Consider the following 11,975-nt stretch of genomic DNA (forward strand, 5'->3'; position numbering starts at 1 on the left):
CCGGCCACGAAGCAGCGATCGCGCACGTGCCCACACAGATCCCGGCACGTCCGGAGACACGCTCACCCCGAACTCAGCGATCGGGCAAGGAGCGCGGCACAGTCATGCGCGACGTGGCGAAACTGGCGGGGGTGTCCCACCAAACCGTGTCGCGAGTGATAAACGACCATCCGAACGTGCGCGCCGAGACCCGGGAACGGGTGCTGGCCGCCATGCGGTCGTTGAACTACCGGCGCAACCTGGCCGCCCGCACCCTGGCCACCCGCGAATCACACACGCTGGGCATCATCGGCTTCGAGACCACGCTGTTCGGTCCCGAGTCGATGCTCTACGGCATCGAGAGCGCCGCCCGCGCCGCCGGATACCTGGTCAGCGTCGCCACGGTCCGCGACCTGGCACACCGCCCGGTCCTGGAAGCCGTCGACCGCCTCGCCCAGCACGACGTCGACGGGATCATCGCGATCGCCCCCAAACCGTCGGTGATCATGGCGCTGACTCATGCGCCGGCCGGCCTGGCCTGCGTCGCGGTGGGCGGCGCCGGGCACGGCGATCCGTTCCCGACGGTCCGCGTCGACAACCGGGCCGGCGCCGCTGCCGCCACCCGGCACCTGCTCGACCTGGGCCACGCCACCGTCCACCACGTGGCCGGCCCGCAGGACTGGCCGGAGTCGCAGGCCCGCGTCGAGGGCTGGCGGGAAACCCTCTACGCCGCCGGCGCCGTCGTCCCGCCGGTCACCGCCGGCTGGTGGGACGCCGCCGCCGGGTACGAACAGGGTCTGCGCCTCGCCGCCGACCCGGCCGTCACCGCGGTCTTCTGCGCCAACGACCGGATCGCCCTCGGCGTGCTGCGCGCCATGCACGAGGCCGGCCGCCGGGTCCCGGAGGACGTGAGCGTGGTCGGTTTCGACGACATGCCGGACTCGGGATACTTCGTACCGCCGCTCACCACAGTGCACCAGGACTTCGCCGAACTCGGCCGCCGGGCCCTCGCCCTGCTCCTGCGGCACCTGGGCCGCCCGCCAGGCGACGCGCCGCCGGAGGACGTGGTGGTCGCTCCCCTGCTGGTGCCCCGAGTGAGCGCCGCGGCGCGCGGGTCATTGGCACGTCCGGAATCCGACAGCTGAGGGCTCACTCTCCCCGGTGACGAAGGGCCGGACCGGCCCCAGGAGCCGTTACAGTCCGAGAGGTGTTCGACGACGACACACCGCACCCGGCGACGGGGCGATGAGCATGGGAGCCGCATCAGCCGGCCGGCATCGCCGGCGCGGGCAGCCGCGGCTCCGCGGCACGCTGCACATCGAGGACGCCACCGGGCATCAGCTCACCGTGCCGCTGCGCGGGCGGGCGTCGGTTCTCACCGCCGGCGGCACCGGGCTGGCCGGGTACGGGGAGGTCTGGGCCGTCCACACCAGCGCGTCGTCTCCGGACATCAGCCTGATGATCAGTTACGGACCCGACGGCGTGCCCGAGCGCCGCGAGTCCGGCCTCTGCGCACCGGGCGCCACGGTCATGCTGGGCGGCGTGCGGTTCACCTGGCAGCAGACCCCGGCGGCGGTCCGCGTACCCCGGCCACGGCAGGCCGGCGCCCCACGCAACGCCCGCATCCCGGCACCGAAGACCGGCAACGCACGCGAGGTGCCGTCTCCGGCGGCCGGTCTGCGGCAGCGGTTGCAGAACATGGTCCGGGTGTTCACCCAGTCCGCCCGCCACTGACCCGAGCGCCGGCACCGAACAACGGCCGCCCAGCCTCCCGGCACCAACCGAACCAGCCTCCCAGCAGCCCATCCTCCCAGCCCCAACCGAACCAGCCGCCCAGCCTCCCAGCACCAACCGAACCAGCCGCCCATCGGGCCCGGCGCCAACCAACCACCTTCCTGCATCGAGGTCGCCTGGCGAGGCTGCGCAGTGCGCGTCAGCCGCGGCAACGTCTTGCTCACCGGCCACGCGGCGACATCACCCCGCCTTCAGTACCGGGACAGCCGTAGTTCACAGCCGGCCGACCCTCAAGGCTGGTTCGCGGGCGCCGGCTGGGTGCTGTCGCTGTCTCAGCCGACCGGAAAGGTGCAGAGTTCCCAGCCGGATGATCTAGAAGCCTCGAAATGACGGCTCGGCTCAGCTGTGCGTTGTGGCTGCCCGCCGCCCAACCACCACGGCTGCACGCCGCCCAACCACCACGGCTACCCGCCGCCCAACCACCATGGCTGCCGCCCGACCCGAACGGGGTGACGTCGCTGCCGCGCGGCTGGGGCCTCCTTTCGGGCTCAATTGATCAGTCGGCCGTGCGGTGGGGCTGCCTTACCACCCGGCAGACAGCGCTGGTGGGCGGCTGAGTGATCGGGTAGGTCGAAACAGCGGCCTTAGCCGCACGTTGGCGCTGTCACCCAGCTGAACCCCGGGCTCGGTGCCGCTCAACCAGCGGGAAACGGTGTGCCGGCCGGCAATGCGACCACCTATCGTGCCCGGCGTGGAGCATTGCGGGGAGTGCGGGTTCACCTACGCCGACGTCTCTCGGGAGGCGGTTCCGGATCGGCTGCGGGAAGCCGGCCTACGCTTCACCGCGGCCCTCGGAGGTCGGCCGGACCCACGGCAGCGTCCGGCGCCGGAGGTGTGGTCGCCCCTGGAGTACGCCTGCCACGTGCGGGACGTGCTGCGCGTTCAGGCGGAGAGGGTTGCGCTCGCGCTGGCGGAGGACGAGCCCGAGTTCGTCCCGATGGGCCGGGAGGAGCGGGTCGTCGAGGACGCCTACACCGCGCAGGATCCGCGGGCCGTGGCCACCCAGCTGGCGCAGGCGGCGGACGATCTGGCCGGCATCCTGGGCGGGCTGACCCCGGAGCAGTGGGAGCGAACCGGGGTCTACAACTGGCCGGTGGTGCAGGCCCGCACGCTGCTCTGGCTCGGGCAGCACACCATCCATGAGGTGGAACACCACCTCATGGACGTGCAGCGCTGAGCCGCGAGCCGACCGCGGCCTGCGCAATCGGCACCGCGAAGCGGCGCTGAGCCGCAAGCCGACCACAGCCGGCGCAGGCAAAGCAAGCGGCACTCGCGAAGCGCGCCGAGCCGACCACAGCCGGCGCAAGCAAGGCGAGCGGCACTCGCGAAGCGCGCCGAGCCGACCACAGCCGGCGCAAGCAAGGCAAGCGGCACTCGCGAAAGCGCGCCGAGCCGCAACGCAACCGCAGCCGCACGCCGGCGCGAGCCAAGCGGGCGGCACCCGCGAAGCGGCGCTGAGCTTCAGCTCTTGGTCGGGTTGCCGTAGTAGGCGCCCGGCCCGTGCTTGCGCTTGAAGTGCCGCTGGGCCAGGTGGTCGGGGATGCTCGCGGCCGGGTTCAGGGCCAGGGTCTTGAGGGCCATCTCGGCGACCGCCTCGCAGATGATGGCGTGCTCGACCGACTTGCCGGGGGTGGCGCCCCAGGTGAACGGGCCGTGGTTGGCGACCAGCGCGGCCGGCATGTCGACGGCGGCCTCGTCTTCGCCGATCAGTTCGACGATGACGCGGCCGGTGTTCAGTTCGTAGTCGGTGGCGCACTCGGCGGCGGTGAGGCCGCGGGTGACCGGGACCGGGCCGTTGAAGGTGTCGGCGTGCGTTGTACCGAGCAGCGGGATGTCCCGGCCGGCCTGGGCGAACGCGACCGCGTTGGTGGAGTGCGTGTGGGTGACGCCGCCGATCGAGGGCCACGCCAGATAGAACGCGCGGTGCGACTCGCTGTCCACCGACGGGCGCAGGTCGCCGGCGAGCACCTTGCCGGTCTCCAGGTCGACCGGGACCAGGTGGTCCTCGGTCAGATCCGCGTAGCGGACCCCGGACGGCTTGATCAGGTAGTAGCCGCCCTCACGGTCGATGCCGCTGACGTTTCCCCAGGTCAGCTGGGCCAGGCCGGTTTCGGGGATGACCTGGTTGGCCCGCAGGACAGCCTGGCGCAGAGCCTTGGAACCGTACGTCACTTCTTCTCCTCGCCCAGGAATTGTTAACGCTAACCATAAGCTAGCGCAGTTCGGCGGCAGTCCGCGCCCGCAACGATTCCGGCAGCTGCACGAACCCGGCCGACGCCGCCGCGCTCGGCCCGGCCTCAGACGCAGCGTATGCCAGGGAGCCACGGGCCACCGCCGATGTCCGGGACTGGCCGCCGCTCCCGGGCGCCGAGGACCGCCATCGCCCCGAGCGCAGCAGGCTGAGCCCGGTGGCGCTGACCCTGGCGTCCAGGTCGCTGAGCGCGAATCAGAGGCCGGCCGAGGCGGCACCGTTCGGGGGTTCGCCCGCGAGAACGGACGAACCCCCTGATCATCAACGCAGCGAATGCGGCAGCGCGATGGTGATCCATTCATTGTTGTCGGCCACGCCGGCGGTGCGGCCGTTCGAGAACGGGAAGTTGTTGTCGTTCAGGACGGCGATGGTCCGGTCGTCCAGGATGACGACGTCCTCGATGGTCTGGAACGGGAAGGTGAACGTGGTGCCGAAACCGCCGAGCTTGCGCGGGTTGGCGACGTTCATCAGGTCGACGAGCAGGGTCTTGTCGAGCAGCCCGTCCCGGTTGCGGTCCCGCTTGTCGGCGACGTAGATCTTCTTGACGACCGCGGTGGCGCCCTGGCCGTTGTCCCGCTCGATGATCAGGAAACGGTTCCGGTCGACGCTGATCGCGTCGCCGATCGCGTTGGCCGGGCTCTCCAGCTGGTAGGTCCAGCGCTTGCCGGTGTACTTCCCGGCCCGCTTGTCGTACTCGTTGAGCCGCAGCTGCCCGGCGGCGTCGCCGGTGACCGTGCCCTCCAGCAGCGGGTACAGGTAGCGGCCGTCGACCGACTCGGCCATGCCCTCGAAGCCCTTGCTGCTGCCCAGGGTCGCGGTGGCGCCGGTGCGCGCGGCGGTCTCCGGCGCGATCACGCCGTCCAGCGGGGTGGGCGCCGCGAGCAGGCGCCCGGCACGGTCGAAGTGCAGCAGGTACGGGCCGAACTCGTCCCCGATCCAGTAGGTGCCGTCCGAACCCTTGACGATCGACTCGACGTCGAAGTCCGCGCCGGTGAGCACCCGGTCGGAGCGGGTCAGCTTCCACGGGACCAGGCCGCGCGGGTCGGTCAGGTTGACGCCGCCGAGCACGTCCACGGTGTTCGTGGCGAACGCCGGGGCGAGCCGCTGCACGCGCAGCAGGAAGTCGGCCGAGTTGGCCTGGTTGCCGTAGCCGTTGTCGGAGAGCACGTCGAAGGTGCCGTCACCGTTGTCGGCGATGCCGGAGAAGCCCTGGATCGGCTGGTCGGCGAAGGGCACCGGGATGCCGTTGGTGCTGCCGGTGACGAGGCTGCCGGACGGTTCGCTGCCGGGCACGAACGTCGTGGCCGGCAGCGAGGCGAACCCGGTCAGGGTCGGCGTGGTGACCTTACCGCGGTCGCCCGCGTACGAGGCGTTGCCGGCGAGCGCCAGCGTCAGCGCCAGGACGCCCGCCCCGGCGAGGATCTTGTTGATCTTTCTCATGTGGCCGGACGATAGGGACCCCGGGTGAACCGGGGCCCACACGCCGGTGGCTACCAGGTCACTTGCGGGCGGCTGTGCGGCGGGGCCGCGAGGCACGCCGTTTCGGCGCCGACTCGTGCCGGGGCAGCGAGGCCGGGTCGGGCAGGTCATGCCCGATGGTCAGCCCGTCCGCCTTCCGGATCAGGTCACCCTCCGCGACCAGGGCCTCGATCAGGCCGGTGAGGCGGGCGTCCAGCTCGGCCGGCCGGCGGGCGGGCCAGCCGAACACCCGGGCGGTGGCGGCGAGCAGCTCCTCGTCGGTCAGCACGCCGCCGTCGTGGACCAGGTACTCCAGGGCCACCCGCACCTCGGAGTCGGCGACCTGGTCCGGTTTGCGGGTCAGTTCGTCGGTGCGGTGGCGTACCACCGGGACCGGCAGGTGCGGATCGCTGAGGAAGGTGCCGTCCCAGACGACGCCGGCCTCCTCCATCACCGACTCGACCGCGACCCGGGCCTGCTTGCTGATCCGGACCAGGCCCCATTCCTCCCGCATCCGCTGGAGCGCGACGCCGATGTGCACCGGCCCCTCGACCACGGTGATCTCCCGGACGGCGGCGACCAGGCGGGCATGCACGCCGGGCTCGGTCAGTCCGGCGCCGGGAGGCAACGGGGACAACTGCGCCTTCCGGTACGGGTGAGCCCACTCCCCGAAGCTCGCGGCCGGCTCCGGCTGCGGCTCGGCCGTCCTGCGCGCCCGGCTGCCGGACGACGACCGGCGCCGGCGGCCCGGCGTCGCGACCTCGGGCTCAGGCGAGGGCTCCACATCGACCGCGGCCTCGGCCTCGACCGCCACCTCGACCCGCTCCTCGACCGACGTGGTGACCAGCGGCTCCATGGCCGCCGACTCGGCCGCCGGTTCCATCGCGACCGGCTCGGGCGCGTGGTACGGATGCAGGTCGAGATCCTCCTCCGCGCTGCTGAGGTGCTCGAACGTGGCCGGGGCGACGTGCTGGTACTCGTCGACCGCGGCCGCCACGTCGGGCTGCCCGTCGAACGAGGGCTCCAGGTCGTCGTCGAACTCCAGACCGGTGGCGGCCGGCCAGACCGTGCCCGGCTCCTCGGCCACGGGCGCCGGTTCGGCCGGGTACAGCTCGGTCTCCTCCTGGGCGGCGTGCTCCTCGACGTCGTCCACGCCGGCCAGGTAGGCGCCGGCCTGTTCCGCGACGACCTCGTAGGACTCCGTGTCGGCCGGCGGCGGCTCCTCCAGGTAGGGGTCGGCGCCACCCTCCGCCACCACGTACGGCGCGGCCTCCTCCTCGACGGATTCGGTCGTTTCGGCGTACACCTCTGGCTCTTGATGTTGCTCGGCCGGGACGTCGGTGACCGTGACCGTCAGCTCCGGCGCCGCTTCCTCGGGGAACTCGGCGAAGGCCGCATCGATGGCGGCCCGCAGCCGCTCCTCCTCGTGCTGCCGGTCCAGGTACCAGGCGGTCCCCCAGATCCGGTGCAACCGCCAGCCGAGCTGCTGCAGCTCCTGCTCACGCAGCCGGTCCCGGTCCCGCGCGGCGGGCGCGGAATCGTACGAGGTGCCGTCGCACTCGATACCGAGGGCGTACGGGGCGTTGCGCCGGGCGTTGCGGCGGACGGCGAGATCGATCCGAAAGCTACCGGTGCCGACCCGGGTCTGCACCCGGTAGCCCCAGGCGCGGATCACGTCGCGCACCGAATCCTCGAACGGCGTCTGCTGATCCGGGCGGACGTCCTCGATGCCGAGGGCGGCGTCGCCCCGCACCGCGTAGTCCAGGTAGGTGGCCAGGTGCCGCAGCTCCTCGGATTCCGGCAGGTCACGGCCGCGGACCGCGGAGACCACCTCGAGCCGGCGGGCGGCGCGGGTGGTCGCGACGTTGAGCCGCCGCCACCCGTCCGCGCCGGCCAGCCCGCCGAGGTCCTCGCTGATCGCCAGGATGACGACGTCACGCTCGTCGCCCTGCACGGTGTCGAGGTCCTTGACGAAGAAGCCGCGCAGCCGGTCGTCGTCCGGCGCCTCCACCATGTCGTGCACCGCGACCTCGATCTCGTGCGCCTGCTGCGGCGAGCAGGCGATCACGCCGAGCGTCAGGTCGGGGCGGGTGACGAGGTGGTGCGCGACCCGGCTGGCGACCATCCCGGCCAGGGTCTGCTCGTCGCCGGCCGGGAACAGCTGCACCCCGGCGTCCGGCCCGGGCGGCCCGGCGGCCGGGAAGGTGTTGAGCCGGCCCTGGTAGAAGCTGTGGTTCGCGAAGGCGATCAGCGACTCGTGCCGGCTGCGGTAGTGGGTGCCCAGGTCGACGACCCGGAACGCGCCGCAGCTCACCGCCAGGTCGAGGATCGACTGCCCGTCGCCGCCGGGCAGGTTCGCCGCGGTGACCTGCCGGTCGTCGCCGACCACGATCATCGAGGCGCCCCGGTACGCGCAGGTGATCGCGTCGGCGACCGGCATCCGGGACGCCTCCTCGACGATCACCACGTCGAAGTTGAGGTCGGCCGGGAGCAGCCGGCTCACCTCGGCCGGGATGGTCAGGAAGCAGGGCTTCACGGCGAGCGTGGCGTGCCGGGTCTGCGCGATCAGCTCGTGCACCGGCAGCCGGCGCCCCTGCTGGGCCGCCGACGCGCGCAGCAGGGCGGCCTCGGCCGCGGCGGCCTCGGTGGGCTGCATGGCGTCCACCGCGTTCATCACCTCGGCGGCGGCGGCGCGCTGCAGCCGGCTGTCCCAGATCTGGAACTCGCTGACCAGGCGATCCCGGCCGACGGCGTCCAGCGGTGGGAGCCGGTCGTCCTCGCGGATCACGGCGTCCACCCAGGACTGGAACAGCGCCCGGCCGAGCACCGGCAGGAGCTGCTCGATCGGCAGGTCCTCGCGGGCGCAGAAGTCCACCACGGCGTCCAGGCCGTGCTCGGACAGCACCGTACGGGCCGCCTGGTACTCGAACCACTCCTGCTGCCCGCGGCTGTCCTCGAGCAAAGCCTGCAGCAGCTCACGGGCGTGCTCGTAGTCGTCCAGCGCCGCGGTCAGCGACGGGTGGCGGCGCGGCGCGAAGGCCCGCAGGATCCAGTCCCGGGCGGCCTGCCACTCACCGACCCGCGACGGCAGGGTGTCGGTCGGCCGGGTCTTGCGCAGCACCTCGGCCTGCTCGGGGGTGAACGCGATGTCGCCACCGGTGCGGACCCGCCGGGCCTCCGACGTCCAGGCCATCGCGGTGGCCAGCGCTTCCACGTCGGTCTGGGTTCCCCGGTACGCGCCACCCAGCACCCGGGCGTACTCGGAGGCGTTGGCCGCCAGTGCCGCGGCCGCGTCCGACGCGCTTTCCCGGAGCAGCCCGATCGCCGCCGACTCGGCCAGCGTGAAGTCCCGCCCGGCCGCCGCGCTGTACGCCTGCGCCAGCTCGGCCGCGGCGGTGAACGGCTCGACGTGCGAGCGCAGCCAGGTGACCGCGTCGTGGATCGGCCCGGCGGCGAGCTGCGGCCGGGGCGCCGGCTCGGGTGGCGGCCGCAGCGCCGCGGTCCACCGGTCGAACTCCTTGCGCGCCTCGGTGACGATCCGGATGATCGCGCTGTTCGGGGTAGGTGCGCTGACCCGTTCGATGACCGCCGGCAGCGCCTCCGGCGGGGTCACCTCCTGCACCTCCTCGGCGGTGCGCAGCGCCTCGTCGATCGCCTCGAAGTCGGTGTCGAGCCGCCGCCAGTGCCGGCCGAGGATCTTCGCGTGCTCCCGCTCGGCCTCCTCCAGCTCCTCGATCGACCGCTTCCACGCCGCCGCCGAGGCCAGGTTGGCCACCGCCTGCGAACGCTTCACGTCCGGCCGGGCGATCTCCGCGGCCGCCTTCTTGTCCCGCCGGTACGGCGCCCGCAGCTTGCGCATCCCCTTGTGCACCGTGGCGAACCGCTCGGCGAGCTCGTCCACCGGCTCGGCCAGCGCCGCGTCGTTGAAGTGCTCCCGGGCCCGCGCCTCGGCCGACTTCACCACGTCGACGGCACGCCGCAGCAGTCGCACCGACGTCCGCGCGGCCGTCATCCCGGTGCTGTCGAACCAGGCCGGCTCCGGCTTGTGCGGCCGGGACAGCAGGTCCACGATGGCCGCGACCCGGCCGATGTCGGTGAACGCCACCACGTTCGGCAGGCCGAGCCGGGCGGTGACCCGGTCCAGGCTGTGCTGATGCTGCTCCAGCCGGTCGGCCTCGTCGGCGAACCGGCGGGCCAGCCCCCGCGACTGCGCGGCGGTCAGCGACAGCAGCTCGACCGGCGGCGGGTTCAGGTGCGCGATGCTCGGCACGATCGGCAGCTTCGCCGGGCTGGGCAGCGCCGACCAGGTCACCCCGGCCCGGGCCCGGACCGCGTCCTCGGCCTGGTGCAGGGCGCGCAGATGCCGCAGCAGTCCCTCGGCGGCCCGGGCCACCGTCTCCAGGCTGGGCAGCGTCAGCCACTCGTCGGCGGCCTCGGCCGGGCGGCGCGCGGCGTGCCCGATCAGCGTGGTCAGGGTGATCGCGTCGGCCAGGGTGTGCGCGCCGAAGGCCGCGGCGACCGGGTCCTTCGCCAGCGCCTCGGTGAGGTGCTCCAACGCGGTCTGCGCCTGATGCAGCCGGGCGTCGAGCCGGTTGCGGTCGATCACGTCGCGCCACAGGAAGTCGTCGCCCTGCAGAGCCGGGCGCCAGGCCCGGCCGAGACGCTCGGCGGCGTCCCGGACGTGCTGCAGCGACTGGGTGGTCAGCGGGATCGGCAGGGTCGGCGGCACCGGTGCGGCCGGCACGTCGATCATCTGCGCGCACATGCCGAGCACGTCGTGCAGCCGGTGACCGAGCGGCTCGCGGACCTCGTTCATCGCCTCCGCGTACGCGTTCAGCCGCCGCCGGTGCTCGCGCAGCTCCTCCCGCTCGTCGGTGGACAGGCTCGGCGGCGGCAGCGGGATGAAGTCCAGCGCCGCGGCCAGGGCGGCCGCCACCTGCATCCGGCCGGTCCGGTCGCTGTGCAGCTCCAGGACGTAGTCGTCCAGCCCGGCGCGGGCCAGCCGCTGCTTCACCTGGTCCAGGGCGGCGGCCTTCTCGGAGACCAGCAGGACGCGCTTCCCGGCGTACAGCAGGCAGGCGATCATGTTGGCCACGGTCTGGGTCTTGCCGGTGCCGGGCGCGCCGCGCATCACGAAACTGCGGCCGGCCACCGCGGCGGAGACGCAGGCACGCTGCGCGGCGTCCGCATCGAGAACCAGGGGTACGTCGTCCGGCGCGGCCACCTCGTCGATCCGGCGGGCCGTGATCGGGTCGAACCGGAACGCGTCGATCTGCGACTTCGGGTCGGTGGCCAGCGCGCGGACCACCGGGTGGGCGAGGATCTGGCGTTCGTTGTCGACGAGGTCGCCGTACATCACCTCACGGTCCACCGCGAACCGGGACAGCATGATCGCCTCGTCGGTGCGCCACTCCTGGTGCTCGCTGATCGCCGCGTCCAGCCGGGCCCAGAACACCGTGACGTCCAGCCCGGACAGGCTGTCGACGACCGGCAGCTCGACGCCGCTCAGGCGCAGCCGGACAGCCAGGGCCGGGTTGACGATCGGGTCGTCGGGGCGGGCCCGCAGGCGTGGGTAGTCGAGCGGGTCGGGGTGCACCAGGTCGACCGGGAGGAGCAGGATCGGGCTGGCGTACTCCTGCTCGCCGTCGCGCCAGTGCAGCGTACCGAGCGCCAGATAGAGCGCGGCCAGCCCGCGTTCCAGCTGGTCCCGCCGGGCGACGCGGCGCAGGGCGTGCAGCGCCGCGTCCATGTCGGCGTCGGCCATCTCGGTCTGGAACACGTGCGCGGCCCGCGGCCGGGGACCCTCGGCCTGCTCCTCGATGCCGAGGAAGCCGCACTCCCGGCCCTGCTGCAGCGCCTCCACGACGCTGCGCGGGGACGGGCTCACGATCGGCACCACCCCCGGGCCGGCCGGGTCGACGTCGATCAGGGGGTTGGCGCCGGTGAGGTCCAGGAGACCGGCCCGCCAGGTTTCGAGCACGCCACGTACGCGTGCGTCCGGCCGCCCGGTCAAGCCATCTGCATCATCCCACCGCATTTGCACATTCCAGCAAGGCGAGGTGGGTCACCGTGGCGATTTTCCGGGTTAATCCGACGTTCTAGACGCCAAACGCCGAAATCTCGTGCCAAACTCCCCCAAATCACCCAGCCTTGTCATCCTCCGACGACCCGGCCATCCCGGCATTTCCCGCCCGGACCCGCCTCCCGCGCCAACCCAACCCCAACCCCAGCTGACCCACAGCGTCCCGTCAACGACCCGGAAGCAACGCTGAGCGTCAGCCCACCAGCCCGGCTGACCACCACGGTCGCATCAGCGACCCGGAAGCAACGCTGAGCGTCAGCCCGCCAACACCAGCTGACCACCACCGTCGCTTCCGCCGCGCGGAAGCAACGCTCCCGGCTGACCACCACGGTCGCATCAGCGGCGCGGAAGCAACGCTGAGCGTCAGCCCACCAACCCGGCTGACCACCACCGTCGCATCAGCGACCCGGA

Annotated in this window: 6 protein-coding genes; 3 read left to right on the top strand and 3 right to left on the bottom strand. The window is 72.7% G+C overall.

Annotation, left to right across the window (positions count from 1 at the left end; genetic code table 11):
- The first annotated feature begins 104 nt into the window (after nt 1-104).
- From OHA21_RS24150 to OHA21_RS24160, 3 genes are all read left to right on the top strand, one after another.
- The gene (locus tag OHA21_RS24150) at nt 105-1,124 is read left to right on the top strand and encodes a LacI family DNA-binding transcriptional regulator (protein WP_328477299.1); all 1,020 of its coding nucleotides are present in this window, start codon (nt 105-107) and stop codon (nt 1,122-1,124) included.
- 106 nt (nt 1,125-1,230) lie between these two features.
- Nucleotides 1,231-1,713: a hypothetical protein gene (locus OHA21_RS24155; protein ID WP_328477301.1), complete on the top strand. Its 483-nt coding sequence runs from the start codon at nt 1,231-1,233 to the stop codon at nt 1,711-1,713.
- A gap of 751 nt (nt 1,714-2,464) precedes the next feature.
- Entirely contained in the window at nt 2,465-2,950 is a 486-nt protein-coding gene (locus OHA21_RS24160) for a DinB family protein (protein WP_328477303.1), read from the top strand.
- A gap of 284 nt (nt 2,951-3,234) precedes the next feature.
- On the opposite strand, the gene araD is transcribed toward OHA21_RS24160, so the two are convergent.
- The 3 genes from araD to OHA21_RS24175 form a co-directional block, all read right to left on the bottom strand.
- Nucleotides 3,235-3,945: an L-ribulose-5-phosphate 4-epimerase AraD gene (gene araD / locus OHA21_RS24165; protein WP_328477305.1), complete on the bottom strand. Its 711-nt coding sequence runs from the start codon at nt 3,943-3,945 to the stop codon at nt 3,235-3,237.
- A gap of 340 nt (nt 3,946-4,285) precedes the next feature.
- On the bottom strand, nt 4,286-5,464 hold the full coding sequence (locus OHA21_RS24170; RefSeq protein WP_328477307.1) for an esterase-like activity of phytase family protein: 1,179 nt from the start codon (nt 5,462-5,464) through the stop codon (nt 4,286-4,288).
- A gap of 58 nt (nt 5,465-5,522) precedes the next feature.
- The gene (locus tag OHA21_RS24175) at nt 5,523-11,495 is read right to left on the bottom strand and encodes a DUF4011 domain-containing protein (RefSeq protein WP_328477309.1); all 5,973 of its coding nucleotides are present in this window, start codon (nt 11,493-11,495) and stop codon (nt 5,523-5,525) included.
- Nucleotides 11,496-11,975 lie beyond the last annotated feature (480 nt).

This window comes from Actinoplanes sp. NBC_00393 (assembly GCF_036053395.1).
GTDB lineage: Bacteria > Actinomycetota > Actinomycetes > Mycobacteriales > Micromonosporaceae > Actinoplanes.

Coding starts and splice junctions, on each gene's coding strand:
- OHA21_RS24155 (WP_328477301.1), top strand. CDS start 1,231: ATGGGAGCCGCATCAGCCGGCCGGCATCGCCGGCGCGGGCAGCCGCGG.
- OHA21_RS24150 (WP_328477299.1), top strand. CDS start 105: ATGCGCGACGTGGCGAAACTGGCGGGGGTGTCCCACCAAACCGTGTCG.
- OHA21_RS24170 (WP_328477307.1), bottom strand. CDS start 5,464: ATGAGAAAGATCAACAAGATCCTCGCCGGGGCGGGCGTCCTGGCGCTG.